The organism is Streptomyces sp. NPDC037401 (genome assembly GCF_055602345.1).
In genome coordinates, this window is the sequence record NZ_JBVJWO010000006.1 from 208,460 (window position 1) to 234,608 (window position 26,149).

The window sequence follows — 26,149 nt, forward strand, 5'->3', positions numbered from 1 at the left end:
CTCAGATGGCAAAGGAAGGCTTCTCCTTCCTGGCCCACCACTTGGGCGCCGGACCACACCCCCGTCTCTGGGAGCGACGTGGGGCGCCCCCCGCTGCACGGCGGCCCCCCGCGTCCCTCCGGTGCTCGCGCCGCAAGTCCACGTACGACACACAGAACGGCCGCGGGTACTGGCGCGGCCGCGAGAGGCAGTCATGTCCGGTATCCGGGTTGCTCCCCCTGCCGCCCCGGCCCCTCCCAGGCACCGCCGGTCCACACCGGCTCCCCCGCAAGGCGGCGCGGTTCCCCTGGGACTCTTCTTCCTGCTCGTCACGGCGGTACTGGGGATCGCTGTCGGTTCGCATCCCCAACGTCCGCCCTTCCAAGGGCTGGACGAGCGTTGGCTCACCTGGATGACGGGTCCGCACGACGGCGTCCACGCCGCCGCGGCATCCGCCCTGAACTGGTTCGGAGGACCTCCGGGAGTGGTCGTCCCCGTCGGTCTGCTGGTCTTCTTGGCCGTGCGGAAGCGCTGGTGGTCCCTGTCCTACCTGCTCACCACCTACCTGGTGGGAAGCATGGCCTGCGTAACGCTCCTCAAGCACCTGGTGGACCGGCCCCGACCGGCGAACCCCTTGGTCCGGGTGGACCACGGTTCGTTCCCCTCGGGTCACGCCGCCGGTGCCGCACTGCTCGTGGTGATCGTCGGCGCTCTTCTCGTACCGGCCGCACGGCGGTGCGCATGGTGGATCTCGGGTGCGCTGTTCACCCTGGCCATGATGTGGAGCCGTACCTGGCTGTACGCCCACTGGCTCAGCGATACCGTCGCGGGCGCCTCGCTCGGTGCCGGCGCCGCATTGCTGTTCTGGTGGCTCTTCAGACGGGGACTGGCCCGGGAGGGCGCCGCCTCCCGGGGCTGAGGCCGCTTCAGGAACTCAGCCGGTGCACCAACTCGACCTCTACGCCGGGCACCTGAGGTGCCGCACCCTCCTCGATCAGCATGTGGAGGGTGTCGGCGATGGTCGCGGCGGAGGGCAGGTGCAGGCGGACCGTGGTGAGCGGCGGCTGTTGCAGAGAGGCGAGTACGAGGTCGTCGCAGCCGACGACGGCCACCTCGTCCGGGACGGCGATGCCCTCGCTCCGGAGTCCGTGCATGAGGAGAGCGGCGTATTCGTCGTTGAAGGCGAAGACCGCGTCCAGACCCAGGCCCGACCAGCGCGCGGCCAGGTCCATGGCGGACTCGCGCGTGTAGGCCAGCTCCACCGGCGTGACGGTGGCCATGTGCCGGGCGGCGACTTGCTGGGCCCCGGCCAGCCGCGGTTGGCCGAAGGCGTCGAGGCCGCGCTCCTGCGGCATGATCACACCGATCCTGCTGCGTCCACGGGCGATGAGGTGCTCCACGGCCAGCTCGCCGACGCGCCCGTGGTCGAACCGGACGGTGTGGACTCCGTCCACCGGACGGGCGGCGACGGCGAGCAGCCCGCGCACACCGGCGCGGCGCAGGATGGCGCCCGCCTCGCGGGTGATCCGGTCACCGTGCATGGCCAGCACCGCAGCGGGCCGCAGTTCCGCCCACGAGCGGGCGGCGGTCGCCGCGTCGGGGAAGCGGCCCGTGTGGAGCACGGTCGTGTAGCCGTGGCGGTCGAGTTCGCTCTGCAGATCGTCCACCCAGCTGCTGACCAGACTGCCGATCGCGGAGACCGATGCCGGCAGCAGGACCAGGTTGCTGCGGCCGGCGCGCAGAGAGCGGGCGGCGGCGTGCGGCACGTACCCGAGGTCCTTGGCCGCGGCCAGTACCCGGGCCCGGGTGCTGTCGCTGACCCGGTGGCCCTGGGTGTCGTTCATCACGAAGGACACGGTGGCGCGGGAGACCCCCGCGAGGCGGGCGACCTCCGTGCTGGTGATGGAGGCACGGCCGGATGTTTCTTTGGCCATGACGTCCCCCTGCGCTCGCTTTTCCGGCCGACCGGCCGCTTCCCCTCCAAGGTTACACGCGTTACCGACGGGCTCGGCCGCCACAGCGGTTTGCCCCGCACTTGTCCGGGACGCAACGGCAGCCGACAGCAGCCCCACGCCACAGGCGCGGGGCTGCTGGTGGAACTTCGCGAACGGCCGACGGCGGCCGCCCCTCGGCGGAGCCGGGTCAGCCGAGCCGAAGGCCGTGTCCATGGGGGAACAGGGGGTCGGCGGAGTCGTTGGGCACGTCCTCATGACCGGCGACGACACTCTCCATCGAGCGGGGGAGCTCGAAGGGCAGTCGTCCTTCGGCCGCCACCCGGCCGAACAGGACGTCCAGCAGTGCGGTGTCCGAGGCGCCGAAGTTGGCCACGAGTGCAGCCGCCCGGTCCGCGATTTCGGGTATGACCGCCGCCCGGTCCAAGAAGATGTCGACGACGGCCGGAACGGCGGCAGCGACGTCGAGTACGGGCCGCAGCTCGTCCTCGGTGAAGTCCAGGCGGCCCGCCCGGAAGAACGACTCGAAGCCCCTCGTCCGCTCCTTGTCGTACGGGGCCGCGATGCGCAGCACGGCGACATCGGCCTCCTCCGGTGTCCCCACGACGGTCGCGTACCGAGCTGCGACAGCGGGATCGACACCCTCGGCGTAGATCCTGATCCCGGGAGCGAGCGGCAGCAGGGGTTCCGCGGCGTCGCCGGGACGGTCCTTGAGGACGGTGATCGAGCGGCTCTGCGCGGCGAGGCCGGCCGCGGCGAAGTCCGGGTTGCCGCAGATCCGCGCAGCGCTGTCGGGGTCCACGTACGGATCGTCGAAGAGGCCGAGGACGAACTTCTCCCTGAGCAGCCGCGCGACCGAGCTGTCGATGCGCCCGGCCGTCACCCGGCCGGTGCGGACGAGTTCCACGATGAGATCGGGGGCCGCCTCTCCGCCGAGCTGGTCGGCTCCGGCGTCGAGGATGCGTTCCACCCGGGCGAGCCGGTCCAGGTGCTCCACGCCCCAGGCACGGGCGGGGAAGGGAGCGCCGAAGATCTGTGTGTCGGTGACCAGGCCCCAGTCGGTGCAGACGACGCCGTCGAACCCGTACTTCTCGCGCAGCAGACCGGTGATGACGCCCTTGTTGAAGCCGAAGCCGACTTCGTCGTAAGGCGTTCCGACAGGTATGGCGTAGTACGGCATGACCTGCGAGGTGCCGGCGGCGAAAGCGGCTTCGAAGGGGATCAGGTGATAGTCGAAGTTGCCGCCCGGGTAGACCTGTTCGCGGCCGTACGGGAAGTGTGCGTCCTCGCCGTTCAGCTGCGGTCCGGCGCCGGGGAAGTGTTTCGTCATCGTCGAGACGCTGCCGGTGCCGAGCTCCTCGCTCTGAAGTCCCCGGATGTACGCGCCGACCATGCGGGCGGCGACTTCGGCGTCGGATCCGAAGGTGCCCAGGACGCGCGGCCAGCGGGGCTCGGTGGCCAGGTCTGCCGTCGGGTGGAGGGCGAGGCGGATGCCGACCGCGAGGTACTCCCGGCGCACGATGTCGGCGTGGCTGCGCACGAGTTCCTCGTCGTTGACGGCGGCCAGGCCGGGTGGCTCCGGCCACAGGGAGAACCCCTCGGTGTGCACGCTCGCCGCGGGGTTGTCGACGAAGCCGTTGCGGGGATCGGTGGAGATGGTCACGGGGATCCCGAGGCGCGTCGTGGCGGCAAGGTCCTGGAGGCGGTTGTTCCACTCGGCCATGCGGCGTGGGGCCGCGGCGCCGAACAGGTTGAAGTGGTTCATCAGCTTGCCGGTCACCAGCGCGGAGGTGGAGGCGCGCATCGGGTCGTCGTCGGGTGCTCCCGGCTCCGGTTCCACGAGGGAGCCGTCGGGATTGATGGAGATCATGGTGTGGAAGAGGAGGCCCGCCTTTTCCGCCAGCGTCATGCGGGCCAGGAGGTCCGCGACGCGCTCGGCCACGGGAAGCCGGGGGTCTTCGTACGGTTCCATGACGCCGTTGCCGTTGAGATCGCGGAACGGCGTACCGTCCGGGGCGGCGAGGACGCGCGGCCGGGCCGCCGGAGTGTGTGCCATCGGATTCTCCTCCGAGCTTGAAAGGGCGTATGGACCGCCCGCGTGGACTGCGGGCTTCCCGGGCTGGTCCCTGCCGCGAGGGCTGCCGCCTCGAGGCCGGCTGCGGTCGGTCACCTCACCGGCCCCGGGCGCTCCCGGTTGCGCCCAGGGCCGGCACGCCGCATCCCCCATCGCGGCGTCCCCAACGCAGAGATTACACGTGTAACACGCGAGACGGGCCTCAGGACCACAGCCGATTCTCCGCGGCGAGCACCGCCTCCCGCTCCAGCAGCCGAGCGAAGGCCCACTGCAGCAACAGGCACGTCCCGACCCCCGCAAGGGCTCCGGCGACCGCGTCGCTCAGCCACTGGGCGTGCAGCCAGGTCCGGCTCCACATCATGGCTGCGACGTACAGGGCGCCGAGCAGCCACCACCACCGCCTCGCACGGGGAGCAAACAGCACGACGCCGACCACGATCACGAGAGCCACGGCCGTGAACACCTGACCGGAGGGGTACGAGCCGTCATTCACCAGCACCTGCGGATTCAATGGCCTCGGGCGGTCGACCAGCGACTTCAGCGGAAGGATCACCAGCACGTTCGCCGCAACGGCGGCCGCGAAGACGAACAGCCCCGACCTCCATCGCCCGTAGATGCACAAGCCGCCGGCCAGCGCGAGCGGAAAGATCATCCCCAGCGGCCCGCCCAGCCGGTCGAGCGCGAAGGCGAAGTCCGCAGCCGCCCCGCCTCCCCCACCGCCCACCCACCGCGCCCAGCCGTCGTCGAGCGCCTGGAAGAACGGCGGCCGCTCACCCCTGAGCAGGAGTCCGACGGACAGCGACATCAACAAAAGCCCAGCCCCCGACAGCGGCGCGCCGCGTGGTGGGGGCGCGGGTACGGAGTGCCGAGAAGAAGCGGACGGCAACAGGGGTTCATGCCCCAGAGAGATCAATTTGCTCACCTTTACCTACGGTCATGGCCGCCTTCCCGGCGTTCGAGCGCGGGAAGGCACGGAGCGCATGGGCGGCGGTCGCGGCGCGGCCGCGACGGGCGGCAGCGAAGCCCGGGCGGAGAGTATCGCGCATATTTGACGATCGCTACAGAGACAACATGACTTTCGGACGCCAGGACCACCCCGCCATTGCCGGACAGCTCGTTCCGGCCCTAGCCGGAACCGCGGGCCGCGTGCTACACAGGGCTCACACATTCGCTAACACGTGTAACCCGATGCGCCCTGTTCCAGGAGCCATCCCCGCCGCGACACTCGATCCCGCGGCTCCCCTCCCCCTCTGCTCCCCTTCCGAGGAGTCGTCATGACCGCCGACGAACTGACCGAGCCGCGCACCCATGAGGCACCGACAGCGCCCCCGCAGCGCGGGCTCATGTTGCTGCTGCTGATGGCCAACTCATCCATGCTGGCCGTCTACATGGGTGTCGGCTCCGTGCTGCTGCCCACGCAGATCGCAGCGATCGACCCCGCGAACAAGGTCGCCCTCCTGGGTCTGATCGGCGGGATCAGCGCCGTGTTCGCGACCGCCTTCAACCCGATCGCCGGCGCCCTGTCCGACAGGTCCGGCCGCCGCAACCCCTGGATCCTGGGCGGCGCCCTGGCGTCCCTGGCCGGACTGGCCTTCCTCGGCTCCGTCCGGACGGCACTGCTCGTCGGCATCGCCTGGTGCCTGATCCAGGCCACGATGAACGTCTACCAGGCCGCGGTCACCGCCGTCGTGCCCGACCGCATCCCCGTGGCCAAGCGCGGCACGGCATCCGCGGTGGTCGGACTGGCGCTGCCGATCGGCGGTACCGTCGGCGTACTGATCGCCTCGCAGACCGTGGGGCAGGTCCGTACGGGATACCTGGTCTTCGGCGCCCTGGCCGCCGGTTCTGCTCTGCTGATGAGCGCGTTCTGCCGGGATGTCCCCCGGTCCGCACCGGCGCCGACCGTGCCCGTGCGCCGGCAGATCGCGGCATTCCTCTCGGCGCTCGCCAACCACGACTTCCGGTGGGCCTTCATCGGCCGGGCCCTCATGGTGCTCGGCTATTTCTCGGTCATCGGCTACCAGCTGTACATCCTGGACGACCACATCGAACTGCCGGCCGGCCTCTCCCCGGCCGCCGCGATGGCCGTCCTCACTCCGGTGACGATGGTCGCGATGGCCGTGTCCACCGTGGTCGGCGGTGTGCTGTCCGACCGGTGGAACCGGCGCAAGGTGTTCGTGGGGGTCTCGGCAGCGCTCGCCGGGCTCGTCATGGTCGTCCCCGTGATCAGCCCGACCTGGACCGGCATGATCGTCTTCAACGCGCTCAACGGCCTCGCCTTCGGCTGCTTCATGGCCGTGGACACGGCACTCGTCACCCTGGTCCTCCCCCGGGCCGAGGACGCCGCCCGCGACCTGGGCGTGCTCAATATGGCGAATGCCGGGCCCCAGATCATCGCGCCGTTCGTCGCCTCGGCGGTCGTCACCGCGCTGGGCGGATACACCCCGCTCTTCCTGGTCGGCGGCGTGCTCTCGCTGCTCGGCGCCCTCGCCATCCTGCCGATCCGCACCGTGCGCTGACCTCCTCCCGGGCCGCTTCCCGTGCAGCGGTGGCCCGGCCCCCAGCTCCGGCGGGCGTATGCCGAGGGTCGTACGCCCGCCGGTTCCCACCGTCCATCCCTCGCTTCTCGAAGGAGCACCACGTGAGACGCAAGCAAGTTCTGCCGCTGGCCGCCCTGCTGCTGTGTACGCCCCTCCTCGCCGGGACGGCGCCCGCGGCGGCGTCACCCCACCGTGCGCCCTCCGGCCCGCTGCGGATCCTGCTCACCAACGACGACGGCTACAACGCCCCCGGAATCCGTACGGCATTCCAGCTCCTGACCGCCGCAGGGCACGATGTCACCATCGTCGCGCCGCTGACCAACCAGAGCGGCACCGGAACGAAGATGCTCAGCGGCCCGGCCGTGACGGTCAGGCACCCCGAACCCAAGGTGTGGGCCGTCGACGGCACCCCGGGCGACTCGGTGGCCTTCGGCCTCGCCGAGGTCTTCGAGGGCCGGGCTCCCGACCTGGTGGTGTCCGGAACCAACTTCGGTCCGAACGTCGCGGGGCTCGCCAACCACTCCGGTACGGTCGGCGGGGCCGTCGCCGCCCTCGAGTACGGCGTCCCGGCCATCGCACTCAGCACCGGCGGCTTCGCCGCTCCGCACCCCGTGGCCACCGTCAACGCCATGCGCCCCACGGTCGACTTCGCGGTCAAGCTCATCGACCGGCTGCGGCACCGGGCGAAGTCCGGCCCGCTGTTGCCCGAGGGCGTCGGACTGAACATCAACCACCCCGTGGTGGGGACGGACGGCACGGGAACCGCCGCCGGCATCGCCATGACCTCCCAGGACCCCCAGCAGCCGCTGAAGCCCGACTTCACGGATTCCGGCGACGGCACCTGGAAGGTGACGGTGAAGTTCGAGCCGCAGCCTCCTGCCAAGGGCGGCGACGTCGAGGCCGTGCTCGCCGACAAGATCGCGATCAGCCCCATGTCCGCCAACTGGAACACCGGGCGGGCCCACTTCGCCGGGACGAGCGCCCTGCTCACCGGGCTGCGCCCCTGACACGAACCATCGGATGAGGGCGGAGCACATGCGCGCTCCGCCCTCATCGCGGTCGACCGTGCCTGGCCTCAGCGCAGGCCGTCCGCGACGAACCGCACGGCCCCGTCCCCGCCGCGCCGGAGCAGTCCGGCCGTGGGGGCGGGGAAGTGCGTACCGATCACGAGCGTTCCCGTGTCGGCGTACCGTTCGACGAACGCCCGCCGGGTGGCAGCGGCCTGCGCCGCGTCGGTGTCGGCGAAGCCGGCCACATGCGGTTCGATGAACTGCACCGGGTGGTGCACGAGGTCACCGGTGATGACGGCGCGCTCCCCGCCGGATTCGACCACGACCGCGACATGGCCCGGGGTGTGCCCGGGAGTTGCTTCCAGGCGTACGCCGTCGCACACCCGGTGGTCGGTTCCCACGAAGTCGACGAGACCTTCGTCGAGCAGCGGCTGCATCGTGTCGCGGACGTCTGCATCCGCTTCGTCCGCCCAGTGGTCCCATTCCACGCGTGTGACCAGGTGACGTGCGCGAGGGAAGGTGGGCACCCATTTCCCCTCCACCAGACGCGTGTTCCACCCGATGTGGTCGAAGTGGAGGTGGGTGCACACCACGGTGTCGATCGACTCCGGGGGATAGCCGAGGGCGGCGAGGTCTTCGAGCCACGCCGAGTCCAGCATGCGCAGGAACGGCACCGAGGGCCGGGCGTTGCCCACGCACGTGTCCACGAGGATCCTGCGCGTACCGGTGTCCACGACCAGCCCGTGCACCGAGAGCACAAAAGTACCGTCCGCCCCGCTGAAGTCGGGAGCGGGCCACGGGTACCTCTTCAGGAGCGCGGTGTCATCCGTCCGCAGGGCCCCTGTGACGGGCACCGCCACTTCCGCCTCCAGCAGCTTGTGAATCACCGTCGTACCGATGCTCCACGTCGTCATTCGACCCTCCCCTTGATGATGCATCGAATAATATTGACGCTCGCCGCAAACTCGCAATAAACCTCCGCCGGCGAGTCCCTGGCGATTCTGTCCCCCGGTCTAGACGAGGGGACCTCCTATGGGCTGCTCCGTCCAGATGGTCTTCCCGCTCCCGGTGAACCTGCAGCCCCAACGGTCGGTGAGCTGGGCGACGAGGAACAGGCCGCGCCCGCCCTCGTCCGTCTCCCGCGCACGCCGCAGGCGCGGCTGAGTGCTGCTGGGGTCGGACACCTCGCAGACGAGCACCCGGTCGCGGATCAGCCGAAGCCCTACCGGTCCCCCCGCGTACCGGATCGCGTTCGTGACGAGCTCGCTGACGACGAGCTCCGTCACGAAGGCCAGTTCGTCCAACTGCCAGCTGGACAGCCGGCCCACCACCAGCTCACGGGCGTGCGCGACGAGGGACAGGTCGGCATCGAGTTCCCACTCGGCGACCTGATCGGACGAAAGGCCGTGGGTACGGGCGAGCAGCAGGGCGACGTCGTCGGCGGGCTCCTGAGGCAGCACGCTGTCGAGAACGCTCTGGCTGACCTCGCCCAGGGTCCCGCTCGTGTCCGCGCCGGCGAGCGAGCTCCTCAGCCGCTCCATCCCCTCCTCGATGTCACCACCGCGGCTCTCGACGAGTCCGTCCGTGAACAACGCGAGCATGCTTTCGGGTTGGACAGCGAACTCCGCCACCTCGAAGGGCATTCCGCCGACTCCCAGCGGCGGTCCCGGCACCATGCCGATGAAGACCGGCTCCTCACCGGGCGACAGCAGGGCCGGCGGCGGATGTCCTGCTGTGGCAGCGGCGCACTCCCTTGCCACCGGGTCGTAGACGGCGTACAGGCAGGTCGCTCCGAGCACCGCACTCTCGGAGCGGGAATCGCCGGTCATCTCCCCGCCGGAGAGACCGAGCACCAGGTCGTCCAGGTGGGTGAGGAGCTCACCCGGATCCAGGTCGAGGTCGGCGAGGGTCTGCACCGCGGTCCGCAGCCGCGCCATGGCCGCGGTGGCGTCGAGGCCGTGGCCGACGACGTCCCCGACGACGAACGCGACGCGCAGCGACGGCAGGGGGATCACGTCGAACCAGTCTCCTCCGACTCCCAGGCCGCCGCCCGCCGGCTGGTAGACCCCCACCGTCTCCACGGCGGCGGAGTCCAGGGCCGAGCGCGGCAGCAGGCTTCGCTGAAGGGCCACCGCCGAGCGGTGTTCCTTCGTGTAGCGGCGCGCGTTGTCCACACCGATGGCGGCTCTGGAGACGACGTCCCGCAGCAGGGCGGCGTCCTCCTCGCCGAACGCGGAAGGCAACTGGCAGCGCCAGACGGTCACGCAGCCGAGGACCAGGCCCCGCGCGTAGAGCGGCACCGCTACGGAGGAGTGGGCCCCGCTGGGGACGAACAACGGCACGGTCTCCGGATCCACGCCGAGCTTCGCGTGCAGGACGGCGATGTCCGGCACCAGCACCGGCAGCCCCTTCATGAGGGGGCGCATCAACGCGCTGTCCGTGACGGGAGGAAGCGCCTCTCCCACCGCCAGGAGCTCCTCGGCGGAGATCTCCGGGCTCTGCGCGGCAGCGGTCCGGCGCAGGCGGACATCGCCGCTGGTGTCGACGTGCGGGGGCTCGTCGCCCACCAGCACCTGCTCGGCGATGTCCACGGTCGCCAGGTCGGCGAATTCCGGGACGAGCAGATTCGCGAGGGTCTCGGCCATCTCCGTCACGTCCAGGGAAGCGCCGATGCCCGCGGCGGCAGCGTGGGACAGCCCCGTGCGCCGCCGCACCGCATCCCGCTCGGCCGCCTCCCCCGCGGTTTCCGCCGGGGCGACCAGGACGAGCCACTGCACGCCGGGGTCGCAATCGCCTGGAGCGTGAGCTGCCAGCCGGACGACCGTGCAGACCAGAAGAGTCTTTTGACCCGCATGACCGGAACCCGCAACGGTCACCAGGCGCCCGGCCTGCCCCGCGTCCCTTCCGGCGCGCGGCAGCAGCCCCAGCAAGGGCGCGCAGGTGCGCCCCGGCGGGCATTCCAACAGCGTCGCTGCTCGCTCCGAACGGGCGACGACGACGCCCGCGTCGTCCAGTACGACCGCTGCCGTCTCGCTCGCGGGCACCGGGGCCGGCCCCGGGCCACGACGCTCCGGTTCACGCATGTCGCCTCCACGCACCGTGACCTTCAGTATCGTCCCGGAGTCCAGACCCGGCGACCCGCAGCGCACGCCTTCGCCGGTCGCCCCCTCCTCCTCGGCCGGTTTCACGCCCGCCGCTCCGGGAGGCGCGGTGCGTGCGTGGCGCCTGGCGCTTGGGGCCTGGGGCCTGGGGATACTGTCGGTGTCATGACTGCTGATTCCCTGCGTTCCGTCACCGTCGAGCGGACCGGTCCGGGCCGGTTCACCGCGACCAACTCCCGCGGTGACACGATCACTTTCGGCACCGGCTCCGACGAGGGCTTCACCCCCGTCGAGCTCTTCCTCGCCGCGATCGGCGGCTGCTCCGCGGCCGACGTGGACGTCGCCACCACCCGGCACGCCGAGCCCGTCACGTTCTCCCTCGCCGTCAACGGCCACAAGGTCGCTGACGAGGGAGGCAACCTCATGACGGACCTGGAGGTCGCCTTCACCGTCGGCTTCCCCGAAGGCGAGACCGGCGACCGTGCCCGTGCGATCCTGCCGCGCGCCGTGAAGACCTCCCACGACAAGCTCTGCACGGTCAGCCGGACGGTGGAGGCCGGGACCCCGGTCGCCGTGAAGGTCGTCGACGCGGACTGATCGGCCGGGAACGGACGACCGCAATCAGCTGGCGAACGGGCCGCCGTTGCCGAAGGCGAGGTGGGCGAAGCGTTCACCGATGCGCTGGTGGGTGGCCGGGTCCGGGTGCAGGGCGTCGGGCAGCGGCAGTTCCGCGCTGTCGGCTTCGCCGTAGAGGTCGAGGCCGTCGAGGTGGTGGAGGTTCGGGTCGGTGGCGGCGCGCTGCCCGACGATCCGGGCCAGCTCGTCCCGGATCACGGCGAGGCTCAGCTTCCCGGCGGCGACCTCCGCGGGATCGCCGGTGGCCGTGAAGCGCAGCCGCCCTTCGCGCAGCGCGCTGGGGTCCGGGGCACTGGGGCCGGGCGTGGTCTCGTGGATGGCGCAGTACAGCGGGGAGACGACCAGCAGCGGCGTGTCGGGGTGCCCCTCACGGAGGGTGTCGAGGAAGCCGTGGACGGCCGGGCCGAACGCGCGCAACCGCATCACGTCGGTGTTGACGATGTTGATGCCGATCTTGATGCTGATCAGGTCCGCAGGGGCGTCGCGCATGGCGCGGGCGGTGAACGGGTCGAGGAGGGCGCTGCCGCCGAATCCCAGGTTCACCAGCTCCACCTTGCCCAGGCTCGCCGCGAGGGCGGGCCAGATACCGGTCGGGGCGGCGGCGTTGGAGCCGTGGCTGATCGAACTGCCGTGGTGCAGCCAGATCTTCCGTCCGCTGGGTGGAGGCGTGTGGACGGGGGCGTTGGTACGCAGGCCCGCCAAGAGCGTGGTCTCGTTGTACGGCAGCCAGATCTCGACGTCCTTCTCGTGGCCCGGCAGCCCGCCGAAACGCAGGGTCTGCACCGGCCCGGGACGGGTCTGCGTGGTTCCCGAGGCCATGTCGAGGGTGAGGACGTCTCCGTCGGTCGCGACGGCCCGGCCGATCAGTCGCCCGTCGACGAGCAGCTCGTACACCCCGTCGGGGCGTTGCGGCCCTCCCGGGTAGACCCGCTTGGTGGCTACGACGTCCAGTTCGACGGCGGTAGCCCGGGTACGGAAGACCAGGCGGACGCCGGACGGCTGCGACTGCGCCATGGCCAGCTGGCCGTCGGGGATCTGCTGCCGGGCGCGCGGGGGCAGCCGGTGGGCGAGCACGCCGCGCTCGGTGTGCTCCAGGTCGAGGGCGCCGCGTATGTGGTCGGCGGTGAGGGGGATGGTGGTCCAGGCGTGGTCGGCGTTCATCTTCTCGGGCTTCTCGATCGGCGGGGTGGTGTCCGCGGGGAGCCGCCGGACGGAGTGGTCGGCTGCTCGGGTAGCGGACGGGGCGGTCGGCCGGTCAGGAGGACGCGGCGGGCCAGGTGCGCAGCAAGGCGTCGAGCGCGTTGAGGATGTCGGTCCAGCTCTCCTGTGAGTCGGGCGCACTGTGGCTGAAGCCCCCGGCACCCTCCAGCGTGACGTAGCCGCTGAAGACGCTGCCCAGCAGCCGCACCGCGTGCGTCTGCTGCGGTTCGGCCAGGTCGTATCCGCGCAGCACCGCACGCAGCATGCCGGCGTGCCGGACGCCGGCGCTGGAAGCCGCCGTCTCGGGGTCGAGCGGGAACCGGGCGGCGGTGAACCGGCCCGGGTGCTCCAGGGCGTAGTCGCGGTAGGCGTTCGCGAAGGCGGCCAGGGCATCCTTGCCGGCCCGTCCGGCCACCGCGACGGAGACCCGGTCGGCGAGTTCTTCCAGGGCGAGCAGGGCGATCCTGGTCTTGAGGTCGTGGGCGCTCTTCACGTGCGAGTAGAGGCTCGCCGTCTTGACCCCGAAGCGCCGGGCGAGTTCCGCGGGGGTCGCCTGCTCGAAGCCGACCTCGTCTGCCAGCTCCGCCCCGGCCTGGACCAAGCGCTCCGCGGTCAGTCCCACCCGCCCTCCGTGTGCCATCCCGATCCTCCGTCTCGCATCCCATCTTGCCGAATTAGATTATGGATCTCCCTAAGTCATTTAGGCAACCCTGGGCCCGGCCGTTGGGCCGACAACGCCCGCCCGCCGAGCGGCCCCTGAACTCCGGTACGGCCAACGGCGACGCCCGGCTTGCCCCCACCGGTCGCAGCGCGGACCTGCCGTCGCCCCGGCCCTCAGGCCGGTGTCCGCTGCCGACCGGGGCGCAGCGCCCCGAGGTACACGCCCGCCAGGATCAGCGGCGTACCGGCCAGCAGGCCTGCCGTGAGCGGCTCGTCGTCGAGCCACGCCGACACGGCGATCGCGATCACCGGGATCACGACGAGCACGTACGCGGCCCTGGAAGCCCCCCACCCGCGCACCACCCGCACGAACAACACGAACGTCAGGACCGAACCGGCCACCACCAGGTACGCCAGCGCCCACCAGGTGGCGGCCCGCTCCGGGGCCCGCCAGGTGTCCCCGGCTGCCAGGGAGCCCGCGAACAACAGGACGGCTGCGGCCGTCATGCCCACCGCATTCATGGTCACGGGGTGCACCTTCGGGAGCCGCTGCGCCAGTACCGCCGACTCGGCGAAGGACACGACGGCGCCCAGCATCGCGAGCAGCGACAGCACGGGTACGGCGCCCTGCAGCGGGGCGTGCGTCGCCAGGGCCACCCCGGCCAGTGCCGTCACCGTGCCGGCCACGGCGGACAGCCGGAACCGCTCCAGCCGCTGCGCCACGGCGAGCAGCAACGCCACCAGCGGCCCCAGCGCCAGCAGGGTCTGGCCCAGCCCGGCGTGCATCCGCACGAGCGCGTAGTAGGCGAGCGCGAAGGTCACCCCGAAGTTCAGCACGCCGAACAGCACGGCACCGCCGAGCGCACGCCCCCGCGGCCACTCCAGCCGCATGACGGCCATGATCCCCAGCAGCACCAGCGCCGAAGCCCCGAACCGCACCGCGGCCCCCCACAGCGGATCGAGTTCCCGGTTGCTGAACCGGACCCCGACGGCGTTCCCACCCGCCAGGACCGCACACCCTGCGAACGCCCCCAGCGTCCCCCGGTCCCACGGCCCGGCCACACCTCCAGCGTATGAGCGCCCCCGTCCGCCCGCACCCGGCACCCGTACGCCCTGGCCGCCCGGGGCGCGGGACGTACGCGCAGGGCCCCCACCCACGGGTGGGAGCCCTGCGTCGCCTCCCGGACGGGCCGTTCGGGGGCAGCGGGGTCAGCGGGGTCAGTTCACGATCCGCACCGAGTCACAGCCCAGGAAGGTGTACACCTCCCCGCCCGTGGCCCGGTACTTGCCCTTCAGGCACGCCCTGGTCGAGGCGAGGGTCAGCCCGGCTTCGTTCGGCTTGAAGTGCAGGACCATGTCGGTGTCGCGGTCGCGGGTCCGCTCGTCCAGCTCGTACGAGTCCTCGAGGTGACCCCTGTCGTGGACCTCCCTGGCCCCGGCGGGCGTGGCGGTGTCGAACAGCCGTTCCCGCAGGCCCCAGTAGCTCTGGGACACGTCGATGCCCGTCGCGTTGAACGCCAGCGGCAGGCCGTACTCACCGGCCCGGGTGGTCAGCGCGGCGAGCGTGGCATCGGTGTTGAGGTTGACGGAGTTCGGGAAGCCGCCCGGCCGGACGTTGATCGCGATGGGCACGACGCAGTCGATCCGGAACGCGGCAGAGGCGGGGTTGTTGCCCGGCTCCGGATCGACGTCCTCGGCGTTCTTCAGCGCGACCCTGGTGTCCAGGCGTACCTCCTTGACGCCGGGCGAGGTGCATTCGAGCCGTGCGGTGTACGTGGCCTTCTGCGGGGTGCCCACGCGAACCGCCGTCTGCTGGACGGTCTCCGTCGCGGGTGTCACGGTCACCCCGGCATCCGCGGTGGCCGTGGTCGTGAGCACGGTGTCGACCGGGCTGGACGGGCCGGCATTGGCGACCGTGACCTCCAGGGAGGCGGTGCCGGGCTCGCCGATGAGCACCTCGAGCGGACTGGTGGCGCTGGCCTCGGTGACCGACACGTCCGCCTTGGCGATGACGCGGGTCTGGGCCGTGGCCGTGTTGTCGGCCGGCTGTGAGTCCGGGCCGGCGAGATTGACCGCGGTGGAGGTGGCCGTGACCGTCTTGGGTCCGCCGTTGCGGTAGACCAGGTCCGCCGGGACCTGGGCGCTGATCGTGTACTGCCTGCTCGCCCCCTGCGGGACCTCGCTCAGGTTGCAGGTGACGGTCTGCCCGGAGGTCAGGCACGGCCCGGTCGCGGCCGGGTCGGTCACGTCGGCGGGCAGCTCGGTGGTGATCTGGGTGGACGTGGACGAGTTGGGGCCGTTGTTGGATACCTCAACGGTCCAGGTCAGGCGCTCGCCCGCGGCGACCGGGTCCGGTGTGTCGGTCACCGTGAGCGTGAGGTCGGTGGTGTTGCGCAGCGCCCGGATGCGTGCGGACTCCTCCGCGGTCGGGAGGGGCGGGCCTTCGCTCACCGGCGGAGCTCCACCGGGCCGCGGGAACCGGTTCGGGAGGTAGGTCGTGACCAGGGCCCAGTCGTCGTGGCCGTTGAGGGTTTCGTCGGTGGTGGTGTTCGCGCAGTCGCTCGGGCCCGTCGCGTCGATGTTCGCGCTCTGGACCGCGTCTCCGTCGTCGCCGAAGCCCCCGGGATTGTCGCCGTTCCAGTCCGGGTTCGCATTCAGCGGGACCGTGCGCCTGGCGCCCCTTCCGTCGGAGAAGACGAACTGGTTGACCTCGTCGCCCGCATCGAGGACGCGGTTCTCACGCAGGTCGTCCTCCTTGAGCCGGCCCAGGGGTGCCGTGGACCGGTCCGTGCCGTCCCTCGTGATGCGTGCGGGCGAGAAGTCGACGACCGTGCCGCCTCCCACGCGCGGAACTCCGTCCTGCATGGAGTAGCTCATCACGCTCACGTAGTTGGGCTTGCAGTTGGGGCGCGCCTCGTTCCCTCCGTGGTGCAGCCCGAGGTTGTGGCCGATTTCGTGCATGAGGGAGCCGGGGTCGGTCCGGTAGAGGATCATGTCGGTTCCGGCGCCCCAGCCGCCGCTGTTGCAGCCGGTGTCGGGTCCGGTTCCGTCGGTGTCCATGTCCTGGGTCGTGTAGAGGACGTAGTTGAACACCTTCTGGCGTGGTGCGTGGTGATTGGCCGTCTTGGAGTCGAAGTAGAGCCGGTCCAGGTTGCAGTTGGCCAGCGGGCTGGGGATCCGGCCGCTCTCCCTGTTTCCGAGGTCCTCGCCGACGATGCAGTCCGGGTCCCCGGCGTCCGTCTTGCCGTCGCCGTTGTCGTCGATGCCGTTCGTGCAGGTGCTGCCGACGGAGTCCTCGACGCCGAATTCACGGTCGTTGCAGTTCGGATCGGCCCCGTCCCCACCGTCCTTGCCGTCGTTGTCCAGCCCGTCGGTGCAGGTGCCCTGCGGTGGGTCTTCCCTGGCGTCGACGTCGTACAGCCCGCCGGAGTCGACGTGCAGGGTGATGCCGTTCCCGCCGGCGGGGTTCGGCACCGGGGCCACTGCGAAGGCGTGCTTGACGACTTCGACCGCCTCGTGTGACGGCTGTGATCCCGCCGAGTGGTCGAGCTCGAGGAAGACGTCCTTGTGCAGCGCGTCGGCCTTCATGGCCGGCAGGTCGACGGCCATCGAACCGTCCTGGTTGCGGACGCCGAAGCGCTCGTAGCGGTCGGCGATGCCGTCCTGGTCGGTGTCGCTGTGCTTGTCGGTGAAGATGGTCAGCCCGAGCGCGGCTCGCTTCCCGTCCCCGTCGTTGGGGAAGTTGGGGTCGCCGTCGCCGATGGCGCACACCTGGCCCTGTGGGTTCCCGGCGCGGTCGGTACAGGCGGGAAGCGGCGGGAAGAAGCCGTTCCCGAGCGAGTCGCCGGTCCAGGTGTCGGTGAGTACGTTGTACCGCAGGTTGAGGTCGATGTCCTGGTTCTGCGGACTGATGTCCATCCGGTCGTCCGCGAAGTTGGTCCCGCCGTCCTCGTCCTTGATCTGGACGTTGACGTCGAACTCGGTCTGGTCGCCGGTGAGGGTGACCTGCTGGGTGAAGACCCACGGGTTCGGAATGGCGGCGGCGTGGAAGGCGTCGTCGGAGACGACCCGGCCCGTCAGCAGCGGTTTGTCCGCGATCTTCACCTCCGGATAGAACTCGCCCTCCTCGTCGATGCCGTCGTCGGGGACCTCGAACCGCTCGAACCAGTCGAGGTTGACGGTGACGTCGAAGACCAGCGGCGGCGGATCGGCCGCTGCGCGCCCGGACAACGCGGGCGCCAGCCACATGCCGGGCAGCAGCAGGCCGACGGCCGCGGTGACCGCGGCGACCCGTTTGCGGGTGGAGGTGCGCGGGGACGGCCGGGGCGCAGGCCGGCCTGATCGTCGGACGAATGGTCGGGTGAACTTCGGCATGCTGCCTCCCGCGTGCACGCGAAACCCCGCTCGATGCACAGGAATCGGTACGAGTGCGGAGCAAGGGCTCATCTGCTGGAGCATCGTGCCAGTCGGTGGGGCGACTCTTCGAACGGCGAACGCAGGTTCCACCCGAAGGGAGGTATCCGGACCTATAGGGGCCGGGAAGCGAGGAGCACCTCCCGGCCCACGCCCTCGGGCGTCGTACGGTCCTTCGGTCCGGGGGCTAGCGGGTGGCGGTGGCGTCGGCGGTGCCGTCGACGGCGGCGCTGTAGCCGAAGGCCTTGACGGCCTGGTAGTAGGTCCAGGCGGTGGAGTCGCAGGAGGTCTTCTTCAGGCCGGAGTAGGCGCCGCACACGCGCTTGAGGTCGGCGTAGAAGGCGTCGTCGAGGCGGCTCTTGTTGGAGCTGAACGTGCCGGCCGCCTTGTAGTTGCGGTAGCCGAAGTCGTGGCGGGCGCACGCCGTCTGGAACGGGAAGCCGAAGGGGTTGTCCGGGGAGGTGGAGCAGTAGTCGGTCGTCCAGTCGAACCCGTACGCCGACCAGGCGCCCTTGTTGTTGTTCGCCGACACCCAGGCGTTGTAGCTGGCCGAGCTGGTTTGGGTCCAGTTGCTCAGGACTTGCGGCTTGTCGGCCGGGGCGGCGGCGGCCGGGGCGGCCAAGGCCAGGAGTGCGGCGGTTGAGGCGGCCAGCACGGTGGCGAGGTGACGTCGCATGCGTGAACTCCCAGGGGAGGGGCGCCGGGACGGTCCCGGCGCGGGCGTGCCTCACAGACTGGGAGCGCGGGATATCGCGGCACTGGAGCGCCGGTATACCGGCGGTTACACCTCCGCGTCAGCGCGGACTCGGCTCTTGGCCGTCCGGTATGACGTGGGTTCAGCCGGAAGCGGCGTTCGACGGCACACCGCCGCGGGAGGGTGAGGATGCGGTCGATCCTGCGGGTGCGGCCGAGGCCCGGCGCCGCGAAGTCGCGGGGCGGCGTCAGGAGCCGTCGGCGGCCTTCCGCAGCTGGTACAGCTCGCCGGAATCCGGCTGACCGACGTGCTGGTGGATCCTGGGCTTCCGGTCCGTGCCGCCGACGCTCCACGCCGCCCAGGAGCACCCCGGGACGCGGATGCGGACCTCCTGGGTCCAGACATCCCGCCCGGGCTCGTACGACCAGGTGCCGGAGCCCGAGCACCGTCGTGTCGGTCGGCCCGAGCGGTCGCCGGGGTCGTGCTCGCCGACGCCGGAGGCCGTCACCCGGCCGTCCGAGGTGAAGACCAGCGTTCCGCTCGTGTGGTCGACCCAGGTGCCGGGCATGGCCGCCGGACCGATCGCCGGCGGCTCGTACGCGGGGAGCAGGCCGGCGGTGAGCCCGAGTGCTCCGAGCAGGCCCGCGCCCGCCACCACCGCCGTGCCCCACAGCGCCACTTGCCCGACCAGTCCCGGGTGCCGGGGCCGGGCAACCAGGCCGCCCACCGAGAGCGCGGCCGTGGCCACCGCCCAGAAGACGAGCGCGGGCCGCACCTCCACGCGGTTGTACGCCGAGAAGGCCACGATCGGCGGTGCCACCAGGGCCGCGACCACCAGCGGCACCCACCACCACGCCTCGCGGCCGCCGATCCGGCGGCCGAGCAGGTCGGCCAACGCCACCGCCGGCAGCACGAAAACCAGGGACAGCAGCAACGCGATCACACCGACGATCACGCCGAAGGAGAGCAGAGCCGCCAGCAGGGCGGCGTGGTCGACCGGGGTGTCCGGCGGCGGCTGCGTTCGGACGTACAGGAATACCACCACGATGGCGAGCGCGACCTCCAGGCAGCCCACCAGCGCCGAGACCAGCAGCATCCGGCCGTACGACCGCTTCTGATGCACGGCCAACCCCCTCGTGGCACGGCGAAGTGAACGCGCCCGCCCGCCCGGCGGCGTGGAACCATTCTGCCAGCCGGGCTGAACGCGTTCAATTCCTTCATCGTGCCCTCAGGAGCACATTCGGCCCCGGGGCCGCGGCATCACCTGCCGACCCGGGCCCGGTAGTGGGGCCAGGGCGCCATGTCCTCTTCCTCGTCTGCGGTGTTGCAATACCATCCCGTGCCGTCCAGCCATCCGCGCAGCCACCCGGGGAGACTGGGAGCATCGACGTACCAGGCGAACTCCGGTATGCCGGCATTGGGTTCGAAGAGCAGCACGGCCGCATCCTCGTCGCGGCAGTCGACGCACGCGAGCATGAAGCAGCCCCAGTCGGCGATGGGCAGCACACCCTCGGGCCAGTCCCAGCCGTCCGCCTGGCCTCCCGGCCTCCGGGCCAGGTAGCTCGAGACGGCGGACGGGCCGCGGCCCGTGTCGTCGAGCAGCGGGAACAGACCGTACTCGGGGCCGAATCCGCCGTCGGCGACACGGGTGTACAAACCGGTCAGCAGAGGGGGCAGGGTGAACCCCAGGGCGGCCTCGGCCCGTGCGACCTCCTCGGCACTCGCAGGAGCCTTCAGGGAGGTCACCCCAAAGGGCAGGGCCAGGGGCGCCTTCGCAGCCACGTCGTGCAGCAGCTGATCAATGTCGGTCATGCGCACAGTATCGACGAGGGGGTTGCCGGATTCCCGCCCCTACTGGACCGGACCAGCCTGCGTTTCGATGGGCCGAGACGGCCACCTCGGCTCCTTCCGGGCTAGGCTCGCCAGCTCCTCCGGTGGTTCGGCACCGTCCCGAACGGTCGCGACGCAAGCGTTCGCTTCCTTGTGGTCCCAGCCGGTGCACGACGCGAGTCCTGGACGACCACCGGCTCTCCGGGCCACTGGCCGGCGAGTTCCCGCAGCCGCGCGTCGTCGGCAACGAGGGCGACCAGGTTGCCCCGGCGGCTGCGGCGGCTCTTCACCACGAGCGGACGGCGCACCGGTCCGTGCGCCAGCAGGGCCTCGAGCCCGGGCAGCTCGGCGGTTGCCGGGAAGGGGAGCACGGCCCGCCTCGCGAGGCGGGCCGTGCGTGCCCGGTCCTGGCAGAACCCGGTCGAGGCAGCCGAGTTGACCACTCGCGCCCCGAGCCCCTCCAACCCGCTCCGTCGCGCCGGTTCAGCAGCCGCCCGCAGCGGACACGCGGCCGATCGTGAGGGTGGCCGGGGCGGCGCAGCAGCCGCCCCCGGTCTGCTCGGGCGCCTCGGGCTGGTCGAAGAGGCCTGCGCCGCCGCACACGCCCGTCTCGGGGAGGGTGAGTTCGACCCGTTCGGCGGCCTCGCGGTCGCCGGCGAGGTGGGCGGCGATGGAGCGGACCTGCTCGTAGCCGGTCATGGCCAGGAAGGTGGGGGCGCGGCCGTAGGACTTCATGCCGACGAGGTAGACGTCCTTCTCCGGGTGGGAGAGCTCGTTGACTCCGTGGGGGTAGACGGTGCCGCAGGAGTGCTGGTTGGGGTCGATCAGCGGAGCCAGCTCGACCGGAGCCTGCAGGCGCTCGTCCAGGCCCAGGCGCAGCTCGCCCAGGAAGGAGAGGTCGGGACGGAAACCGGTCAGGACGATGACCTCGTCCACCGGATCGAGACGGCGGCCGTCCTCGCCGGTCAGGATCACGCGGCCCTCGCCGTCACGCTCGAAGGCGTCCGTGCGGAAACCGGTGACCGCGTCGGCGTAGCCGCCGTCGACCGCGGCCTTGGCCGCCAGGCCGAGGGCGCCGCGGGCGGGGAGCTGGTCGGCCTCGCCACCGCCGAAGGTCGAGCCGGAGATGCCGCGGCGCAGGATCCAGGTGGCGTGGGCGCCCTTGCCGTCCTCGGATTCGGCGAGGCCGGCGAGGTAGGCCAGGGCGGTGAAGGCGGAGGCTCCGGAGCCGATGACTGCGGTGCGCTTGCCCGCGTAGCGGGTGCGGACGGCGGGGTCCTTCAGGTCCGGGACGCGGTAGGTGATGCGGTCGGCCGCCGCCTTCTCGCCGAGGGCGGCCAGTCCGCCGGCGCCGGCCGGGCCCGGGGTGGACCAGGTGCCGGAGGCATCGATGACCGCGCGGGCCAGGAGCCGCTGTTCGTCACCGCCGGCGGTCGCGTAGTGGACGACGAAGGGCTGGGTGTCGCGGTCGGCGTCGACGATGCGGTCGCGGCCGGCGCGGGAGACCCCGGTGACGCGGGCGTCGTAGCGGACCTGCTCGCCGAGGACGTCGGCCAGGGGCTGGAGGTACAGGGCGGCCCAGTCCCCGCCGGAGGGGTACGCGTCCTCGTTCGGCTTGACCCAGCCGGTCGGGGCCAGGAGCTTCTCCGCGGCCGGGTCGATGACCTCGCCCCAGCGGGAGAACAGCCGCACGTGCGACCACTCGCGTACCGCGGCCCCGGCCAGCGGGCCGGCTTCCAGGACGAGGGGTTCGATGGCGCGGTCGAGGAGATGGGCGGCGGCCGCGAGACCGGCCGGGCCGGCCCCGATGACGACGACGGGCAGGTCGGTGCTGGCGGGCGCGTTCACGACGGGCTCCTCTTTGTTTCGACTTTTGCCCCGACTTTTGTTTCGACATCCGTCGATGGCTTGTGCCCGCCAGCATGACACCTGCTTCGACAGGCGTCAACATAGACATTCATCAAATCAGAGTCGCTGCGAGACAGGTGGCCGCCGCACCTTTGGTTCGACATGTGTCAACATAGACACATGTCGAATGCCGAAGTTCTGCCGCTCCTGGAGCCCGAGGCCACCGCGCCCTGCTGCCCCCCGCTGACCGAGCGCCCCATGTCCGCCGACGAGGCCGAGGTCGCGGCGAGGATGTTCAAGGCCCTGGGCGACCCGGTGCGGCTGCGGCTGTTCTCCGCCGTCGCCTCGCACGAGGGCGGCGAGGCTTGCGTCTGCGACATCTCCGACGTCGGCGTCTCCCAGCCCACCGTCTCCCACCACCTCAAGAAGCTCAAAGAGGCCGGCCTGCTGTCCTCCGAGCGGCGCGGAACCTGGGTCTACTACCGCATCGAGCCCTCCGTCCTCGCCGCCATGGGCGCACTGCTGAACGGCTCCGCGCGATGAGCGTGGGCGCGGTCATCACGGCGATGACGGCCGCACACGCCGAGCAGGTACTGGCGATCTACCAGGCCGGGATCGACGACGGCAACGCCACGTTCGAAACCCGGGCCCCCGAGTGGACGGCCTTCGACAAGGGCCGGTTGCCCGACCACCGGTTCGTCGCCGTGGACGCCGCGGGTGCGGTGGTGGGCTGGGTTGCGGCGAGCGCGGTATCGGACCGCTGCGCGTACGCCGGTGTCGTCGAGCACTCCGTGTACGTCCACCCCGCCGCCCGCGGCCAGGGCGTCGCCCGCGCCCTGCTGGACGCGCTGATCACCTCGACGGAGGCGGCCGGGATCTGGACGGTCCAGTCCGGCATCTTCCCCGAGAACGCCGCCAGCCTGGCCGTCCACGAGCGCGCGGGGTTCCGGATCATCGGTACGCGGGAGCGCATCGGCCGGCACCACGGCACGTGGCGGGACGTGGTGCTACTGGAACGCAGGAGCCCCTTGATCGTCTGAACAGCGGCACATGCGGCGCTGCGTCATGCGGAGGGCAGGCCCTGTTCGGTCTTGCCGCGCATGAAGATGACGGCCACCAGGGCCAGGCCGACCACGACGCCGATCAGCTGCACGGCGATGAAGGCGGGTACGGAGGCGGGGGCGATGCCGGCGAAGGTGTCGGTGAAGGCGCGGCCGATGGTGACGGCCGGGTTGGCGAAGGAGGTCGAGGAAGTGAACCAGTACGCGGCGCCGATGTACGAGGCGACCGCGATGGGGGCGAAACGCAGGCGGTCGGTGCGGGCCAGTCCGAAGATCAGCAGGATCAGCCCGGCAGTCGCCACGACCTCGCCCAGCAGCAAGTTCCCGGCGGAGCGGTCGTGCGTGGACCACTTCACCAGCGGCTCGCCGAACATCGCGTCCGCCAGGATCGCGCCCGCGATTGCGCCGACGATCTGGGAGGGCACGTAGACGGCGACTTCGCGGGTGGAGACTCCGGCACCACCGCGGCGGGCGGTCCACCACTCGGCCACGGTGACCGCAGGGTTGAAGTGGGCCCCGGAGACCGGGCCGAGCAGGGCGATCAGCACACCGAGACCGAAGACGGTGGCGGTGGAATTGGCCAGCAGCTGGAGAGCCACGTCGTCGGTGAGCTCGGTGGCCTGGATGCCGGAGCCGACGACGATCGCCACCAGGGCGGCCGTGCCGACCAGCTCGGCGGCGGCACGGGCGATCAGCGGGGTACGGGGCGGGGTCGCGCCGGGCGCGGGCTGCGGCGCCGCGTCGGCCGTTTCGGCGTCACTCGCGGCGGGCTCGGTGGCGGTCAAGGCAGGTTCTCCTCGGGCAGGTGAGGCAAAGCGCGAAAGGCTAGGGGCAGGACCGCTTGAGGTTCGCCTCGGCGGTGGCGCGCGCGGTCCGGGCGAGGTCGGCGAACCGGCCGGCGATGCCTTCGATGACTTCCGGGCGCAGGCGGTAGTAGGTGAACCGTCCGCACGGCTCCGTCTCCACGATCCCCGCCTCGCGCAGCACCTTCAGGTGGTTGGAGAGGTTCGTCTGCTTCGCGCCCGTCTCCTCCACGAGATGGGTGGTGCAGAGTGTTTCCTCGGCGAGGAGGGTCACGATCCGGAGCCTGAGGGGGTCGGCCAGAACCCGGATCGGATCAGTGTCGACTGACGTCATCATGTGCTGATACTGTCACATCAGTCGAGGCTGACACCAGTCCGAGCTGACCTCGATGGCTCCTTGAACAGAACGCCGTGCATGCGCCCTCCTTGCTCCCCTCGTGCCTGACGAACGCCTGGCCACCGCGGCCGCCCGTCCCCGCAGTTGTCCGATCCCCAGGGAAGAACGAATGTCCTCCACTCCTGCCGCGTCCGTCCTGTTCGTCTGCATCCACAACGCGGGCCGCTCCCAGATGGCGGCCGGGTTCCTGCGCCACCTCGCCGGCGACCGCGTCGAGGTCCGCTCCGCCGGCTCCGTGCCCGGCGAGCAGATCAACCCCTCCGCCGTCGCCGCCATGGCCGAGCTCGGCATCGACATCTCCGACCAGAAGCCGAAGGTGCTGACCCCCGGGGCGGCCCAGGCGTCCGACTACATCATCACCATGGGCTGCGGGGACGCCTGCCCGTACTTCCCCGGCAAGACCTACCTCGACTGGCAGCTCGAGGACCCGGCCGGCCAGGGCGTCGAGGCCGTCCGCCCGATCCGCGACGAGATCAAGGGCCTCATCGAGGACCTGATCGCCGAGATCGACGCCAAGAAGCACGTCTGACGCCGGTCATCCGGCACCGGCGCACAGGGCGCGGTCCACGAGGCCGCGGACGGCCCGCTCGGCCGCGAGGAGTTGCCCGTAGCCGCCGGTGCCACTGGCGACGACGACGACCGAACGGCGCCCGTCTGCGGTGACGCCGGTGCGCACCGTGCTCCCCTCCAGGTCTCCTCCGTGGCCCCAGCTGTGACCGCCGCAGGTCAGCGGTTGCCGCATCAGTCCCAGTCCGTACCGCAGGCCGGGGAACCCCGCTTCGAGGGCATCTCCGACGGGCACGGTCCTGCGCATCTCCGCGAGCTGGGCGGGAGGCAGCAGGCGCCCGCCGAGCAGGGCGGTATAGAAGCGGTCCACGTCGCGTTCGGTGCCGACGAGGGCGGCGGCTGCGTCCGCCCAGGAGGTGTTCCTGGCCGTGGTGTCCGTCCAGGTGACCGAGCCGGGGAACTGGTGGTAGGTGTGCGCGTGCGGCGGCTTCAGGTACGGGTCGTCGCCGGGGGCGTAGGTGCCCGTCAGACCGAGCGGGCGGATGATGCGGTCGCGCACCTCCTCGGCCCAGGGCCGCCCGGTGACCCTTTCGATGATCATCCCGGCGAGGACGTAGCCGGGGTTGGAGTAGTTCCAGGCGGGCTCGGGGTCGTCGGCCGGCGAGGGCAGGAAGTCCGGCTGGTGACGCACCGCGCCGGCGACGATCTCCTCGGGGCCGATGTGGTCGAACCTCGTCCGCTCGAAATCGGCTGCGGTGTTCCCGCTGTCCTCCTCGGGGCCGTAGTTGTGGATGCCGCTGGTGTGCTGCAGCAGATTCCTGACGGTGATGCGGTTGCCGTCGTTGCCGTTACCTCTCACCACACGCGGCAGCCGGCGCTCGACGGTGTCGTCCAGCGACAGGCGGCCCTCGGCGACGAGTTGCAGCACCACGGTCGCCACGAACGTCTTGGTGACGCTGGCGATCCTGAACTCCGCCCCGCGCGGCACTGGGCGGCCGGTGCGCAGCTCGGCCTCGCCCGCCCGGGCGTGTACGGTGCGGGCGCCGTCGCGCACCCGCACCGTGATGCCGGCGAACCCGCCCTCCGCAAGCACGCGGGCCGTCTCGCGCTGGAGCTGCCGGGCGGTGAGTCGGACGTCCGCGGAGGCCGTGGTGTCCGCGGACGGCGGGTGGGGGGCTGCCGAAGCACCGGGCACGAGGGCCGTGGCCGCGACGGCGGCGGCGAGCAGAGCAGTGGTGACGAGCCGGACCCGCGAGGACTTCCCTGTTGCCTTCATGCCCTCACACTCTGCCGGGGCAGGCCGGCGGAGCCATGGCGGCAGCCTCCGGAACGGGAGTGGGGATACCTCCAGTGCCCGGGTCGGGCCAGCGGGAGGGCTCCTGCCACTGCTCCTCAGTGGCGCCCTGGCCCGGCACCAAGCTGCGTTGGCGGCCGCGTCGGTGGA

At 71.3% G+C, this 26,149-nt stretch carries 23 protein-coding genes; 7 read left to right on the plus strand and 16 right to left on the minus strand.

What is annotated here, in order from left to right; all coding sequences use genetic code 11:
• The first annotated feature begins 391 nt into the window (after positions 1 to 391).
• Entirely contained in the window at positions 392 to 898 is a 507-nt protein-coding gene (locus ACZ7H1_RS07975; RefSeq protein ID WP_470784683.1) for a phosphatase PAP2 family protein, read from the plus strand.
• A 7-nt stretch (positions 899 to 905) separates the two neighbouring features.
• On the opposite strand, the gene ACZ7H1_RS07980 is transcribed toward ACZ7H1_RS07975, so the two are convergent.
• The 3 genes from ACZ7H1_RS07980 to ACZ7H1_RS07990 all read right to left on the minus strand — a co-directional run bounded on the left by ACZ7H1_RS07980 (position 906) and on the right by ACZ7H1_RS07990 (position 4,810).
• The gene (locus ACZ7H1_RS07980) at positions 906 to 1,913 is read right to left on the minus strand and encodes a LacI family DNA-binding transcriptional regulator (RefSeq protein WP_470784685.1); all 1,008 of its coding nucleotides are present in this window, start codon (positions 1,911 to 1,913) and stop codon (positions 906 to 908) included.
• Between the two features lie 208 nt (positions 1,914 to 2,121).
• Positions 2,122 to 3,987, minus strand: coding sequence for a glycoside hydrolase family 3 protein (locus ACZ7H1_RS07985; RefSeq protein WP_470784687.1), 1,866 nt, complete (start codon positions 3,985 to 3,987; stop codon positions 2,122 to 2,124).
• Between the two features lie 220 nt (positions 3,988 to 4,207).
• Entirely contained in the window at positions 4,208 to 4,810 is a 603-nt protein-coding gene (locus ACZ7H1_RS07990; protein WP_470784688.1) for a phosphatase PAP2 family protein, read from the minus strand.
• A gap of 469 nt (positions 4,811 to 5,279) precedes the next feature.
• Between ACZ7H1_RS07990 and ACZ7H1_RS07995 the strand changes: the two genes are divergently transcribed.
• Complete coding sequence (locus tag ACZ7H1_RS07995; protein ID WP_470784690.1) at positions 5,280 to 6,524, plus strand: MFS transporter; 1,245 nt, start codon at positions 5,280 to 5,282, stop codon at positions 6,522 to 6,524.
• Between the two features lie 122 nt (positions 6,525 to 6,646).
• Complete coding sequence (gene surE / locus ACZ7H1_RS08000; protein WP_470784692.1) at positions 6,647 to 7,552, plus strand: 5'/3'-nucleotidase SurE; 906 nt, start codon at positions 6,647 to 6,649, stop codon at positions 7,550 to 7,552.
• Positions 7,553 to 7,620: 68 nt separating this feature from the next.
• On the opposite strand, the gene ACZ7H1_RS08005 is transcribed toward surE, so the two are convergent.
• Both ACZ7H1_RS08005 and ACZ7H1_RS08010 read right to left on the minus strand, forming a co-directional pair.
• Positions 7,621 to 8,469 (minus strand): MBL fold metallo-hydrolase, encoded by an 849-nt coding sequence (locus tag ACZ7H1_RS08005; RefSeq protein ID WP_470784694.1) that lies wholly within the window; start codon positions 8,467 to 8,469, stop codon positions 7,621 to 7,623.
• Between the two features lie 99 nt (positions 8,470 to 8,568).
• Positions 8,569 to 10,638 carry an ATP-binding SpoIIE family protein phosphatase gene (locus ACZ7H1_RS08010; RefSeq protein ID WP_470784696.1) on the minus strand — a complete coding sequence of 690 codons (2,070 nt, stop codon included), beginning with the start codon at positions 10,636 to 10,638 and terminating at the stop codon, positions 8,569 to 8,571.
• A 183-nt stretch (positions 10,639 to 10,821) separates the two neighbouring features.
• Here ACZ7H1_RS08010 and ACZ7H1_RS08015 point away from each other — a divergent pair, with 183 nt between their 5' ends.
• Positions 10,822 to 11,253 (plus strand): OsmC family protein, encoded by a 432-nt coding sequence (locus ACZ7H1_RS08015; RefSeq protein ID WP_470784697.1) that lies wholly within the window; start codon positions 10,822 to 10,824, stop codon positions 11,251 to 11,253.
• A gap of 24 nt (positions 11,254 to 11,277) precedes the next feature.
• Here ACZ7H1_RS08015 and ACZ7H1_RS08020 read toward each other — a convergent pair whose 3' ends face one another.
• The 8 genes from ACZ7H1_RS08020 to ACZ7H1_RS08055 all read right to left on the minus strand — a co-directional run bounded on the left by ACZ7H1_RS08020 (position 11,278) and on the right by ACZ7H1_RS08055 (position 21,937).
• Positions 11,278 to 12,453 (minus strand): GDSL-type esterase/lipase family protein, encoded by a 1,176-nt coding sequence (locus tag ACZ7H1_RS08020; protein ID WP_470784698.1) that lies wholly within the window; start codon positions 12,451 to 12,453, stop codon positions 11,278 to 11,280.
• Between the two features lie 94 nt (positions 12,454 to 12,547).
• The gene (locus ACZ7H1_RS08025; protein WP_470784700.1) at positions 12,548 to 13,132 is read right to left on the minus strand and encodes a TetR/AcrR family transcriptional regulator; all 585 of its coding nucleotides are present in this window, start codon (positions 13,130 to 13,132) and stop codon (positions 12,548 to 12,550) included.
• Between the two features lie 194 nt (positions 13,133 to 13,326).
• A complete protein-coding gene (locus ACZ7H1_RS08030; protein WP_470784702.1) occupies positions 13,327 to 14,214 on the minus strand; it encodes a DMT family transporter in 888 nt (295 codons plus the stop codon).
• Between the two features lie 156 nt (positions 14,215 to 14,370).
• Positions 14,371 to 17,526, minus strand: coding sequence for a CARDB domain-containing protein (locus tag ACZ7H1_RS08035; RefSeq protein ID WP_470784703.1), 3,156 nt, complete (start codon positions 17,524 to 17,526; stop codon positions 14,371 to 14,373).
• Between the two features lie 226 nt (positions 17,527 to 17,752).
• Positions 17,753 to 18,241, minus strand: a complete 489-nt coding sequence (locus ACZ7H1_RS08040) for a phospholipase (protein ID WP_470784705.1) — start codon at positions 18,239 to 18,241, stop codon at positions 17,753 to 17,755.
• Positions 18,242 to 18,506: 265 nt separating this feature from the next.
• Positions 18,507 to 19,382 carry a hypothetical protein gene (locus ACZ7H1_RS08045; RefSeq protein WP_470784707.1) on the minus strand — a complete coding sequence of 292 codons (876 nt, stop codon included), beginning with the start codon at positions 19,380 to 19,382 and terminating at the stop codon, positions 18,507 to 18,509.
• A gap of 137 nt (positions 19,383 to 19,519) precedes the next feature.
• The gene (locus ACZ7H1_RS08050) at positions 19,520 to 20,071 is read right to left on the minus strand and encodes an SMI1/KNR4 family protein (RefSeq protein ID WP_470784708.1); all 552 of its coding nucleotides are present in this window, start codon (positions 20,069 to 20,071) and stop codon (positions 19,520 to 19,522) included.
• A gap of 501 nt (positions 20,072 to 20,572) precedes the next feature.
• Positions 20,573 to 21,937 (minus strand): NAD(P)-binding domain-containing protein, encoded by a 1,365-nt coding sequence (locus ACZ7H1_RS08055; protein ID WP_470784709.1) that lies wholly within the window; start codon positions 21,935 to 21,937, stop codon positions 20,573 to 20,575.
• Between the two features lie 180 nt (positions 21,938 to 22,117).
• Between ACZ7H1_RS08055 and ACZ7H1_RS08060 the strand changes: the two genes are divergently transcribed.
• Both ACZ7H1_RS08060 and ACZ7H1_RS08065 read left to right on the plus strand, forming a co-directional pair.
• Positions 22,118 to 22,480, plus strand: coding sequence for an ArsR/SmtB family transcription factor (locus tag ACZ7H1_RS08060; RefSeq protein WP_470784711.1), 363 nt, complete (start codon positions 22,118 to 22,120; stop codon positions 22,478 to 22,480).
• On the plus strand, positions 22,477 to 22,977 hold the full coding sequence (locus tag ACZ7H1_RS08065) for a GNAT family N-acetyltransferase (RefSeq protein WP_470784712.1): 501 nt from the start codon (positions 22,477 to 22,479) through the stop codon (positions 22,975 to 22,977). Before ACZ7H1_RS08060 ends, ACZ7H1_RS08065 begins: the two co-directional genes overlap by 4 nt.
• 23 nt (positions 22,978 to 23,000) lie before the next feature.
• Here ACZ7H1_RS08065 and ACZ7H1_RS08070 read toward each other — a convergent pair whose 3' ends face one another.
• Together ACZ7H1_RS08070 and ACZ7H1_RS08075 are read right to left on the minus strand one after the other, a co-directional pair.
• A complete protein-coding gene (locus ACZ7H1_RS08070) occupies positions 23,001 to 23,783 on the minus strand; it encodes an aquaporin (protein WP_470784713.1) in 783 nt (260 codons plus the stop codon).
• Between the two features lie 40 nt (positions 23,784 to 23,823).
• Positions 23,824 to 24,138, minus strand: coding sequence for an ArsR/SmtB family transcription factor (locus tag ACZ7H1_RS08075; RefSeq protein ID WP_470784714.1), 315 nt, complete (start codon positions 24,136 to 24,138; stop codon positions 23,824 to 23,826).
• Positions 24,139 to 24,307: 169 nt separating this feature from the next.
• Here ACZ7H1_RS08075 and ACZ7H1_RS08080 point away from each other — a divergent pair, with 169 nt between their 5' ends.
• On the plus strand, positions 24,308 to 24,727 hold the full coding sequence (locus ACZ7H1_RS08080; RefSeq protein WP_470784715.1) for an arsenate reductase ArsC: 420 nt from the start codon (positions 24,308 to 24,310) through the stop codon (positions 24,725 to 24,727).
• A 6-nt stretch (positions 24,728 to 24,733) separates the two neighbouring features.
• Here the strand turns inward: ACZ7H1_RS08080 and ACZ7H1_RS08085 are convergent, their stop codons facing one another.
• A complete protein-coding gene (locus ACZ7H1_RS08085; RefSeq protein ID WP_470784716.1) occupies positions 24,734 to 25,981 on the minus strand; it encodes a serine hydrolase domain-containing protein in 1,248 nt (415 codons plus the stop codon).
• Between the last annotated feature and the right edge of the window lie 168 nt (positions 25,982 to 26,149).

What these genes read in the sequence shown, in the direction of transcription:
- ACZ7H1_RS07975 (WP_470784683.1), top strand. Translation starts at nt 392, where the DNA reads ATGACGGGTCCGCACGACGGCGTCCACGCCGCCGCGGCATCCGCCCTG.
- ACZ7H1_RS07980 (WP_470784685.1), bottom strand. Translation starts at nt 1,913, where the DNA reads ATGGCCAAAGAAACATCCGGCCGTGCCTCCATCACCAGCACGGAGGTC.
- ACZ7H1_RS07985 (WP_470784687.1), bottom strand. Translation starts at nt 3,987, where the DNA reads ATGGCACACACTCCGGCGGCCCGGCCGCGCGTCCTCGCCGCCCCGGAC.
- ACZ7H1_RS07990 (WP_470784688.1), bottom strand. Translation starts at nt 4,810, where the DNA reads ATGTCGCTGTCCGTCGGACTCCTGCTCAGGGGTGAGCGGCCGCCGTTC.
- ACZ7H1_RS07995 (WP_470784690.1), top strand. Translation starts at nt 5,280, where the DNA reads ATGACCGCCGACGAACTGACCGAGCCGCGCACCCATGAGGCACCGACA.
- ACZ7H1_RS08005 (WP_470784694.1), bottom strand. Translation starts at nt 8,469, where the DNA reads ATGACGACGTGGAGCATCGGTACGACGGTGATTCACAAGCTGCTGGAG.
- ACZ7H1_RS08010 (WP_470784696.1), bottom strand. Translation starts at nt 10,638, where the DNA reads ATGCGTGAACCGGAGCGTCGTGGCCCGGGGCCGGCCCCGGTGCCCGCG.
- ACZ7H1_RS08015 (WP_470784697.1), top strand. Translation starts at nt 10,822, where the DNA reads ATGACTGCTGATTCCCTGCGTTCCGTCACCGTCGAGCGGACCGGTCCG.
- ACZ7H1_RS08020 (WP_470784698.1), bottom strand. Translation starts at nt 12,453, where the DNA reads ATGAACGCCGACCACGCCTGGACCACCATCCCCCTCACCGCCGACCAC.
- ACZ7H1_RS08025 (WP_470784700.1), bottom strand. Translation starts at nt 13,132, where the DNA reads ATGGCACACGGAGGGCGGGTGGGACTGACCGCGGAGCGCTTGGTCCAG.
- ACZ7H1_RS08035 (WP_470784703.1), bottom strand. Translation starts at nt 17,526, where the DNA reads ATGCCGAAGTTCACCCGACCATTCGTCCGACGATCAGGCCGGCCTGCG.
- ACZ7H1_RS08040 (WP_470784705.1), bottom strand. Translation starts at nt 18,241, where the DNA reads ATGCGACGTCACCTCGCCACCGTGCTGGCCGCCTCAACCGCCGCACTC.
- ACZ7H1_RS08050 (WP_470784708.1), bottom strand. Translation starts at nt 20,071, where the DNA reads ATGACCGACATTGATCAGCTGCTGCACGACGTGGCTGCGAAGGCGCCC.
- ACZ7H1_RS08060 (WP_470784711.1), top strand. Translation starts at nt 22,118, where the DNA reads ATGTCGAATGCCGAAGTTCTGCCGCTCCTGGAGCCCGAGGCCACCGCG.
- ACZ7H1_RS08065 (WP_470784712.1), top strand. Translation starts at nt 22,477, where the DNA reads ATGAGCGTGGGCGCGGTCATCACGGCGATGACGGCCGCACACGCCGAG.
- ACZ7H1_RS08075 (WP_470784714.1), bottom strand. Translation starts at nt 24,138, where the DNA reads ATGATGACGTCAGTCGACACTGATCCGATCCGGGTTCTGGCCGACCCC.
- ACZ7H1_RS08080 (WP_470784715.1), top strand. Translation starts at nt 24,308, where the DNA reads ATGTCCTCCACTCCTGCCGCGTCCGTCCTGTTCGTCTGCATCCACAAC.
- ACZ7H1_RS08085 (WP_470784716.1), bottom strand. Translation starts at nt 25,981, where the DNA reads ATGAAGGCAACAGGGAAGTCCTCGCGGGTCCGGCTCGTCACCACTGCT.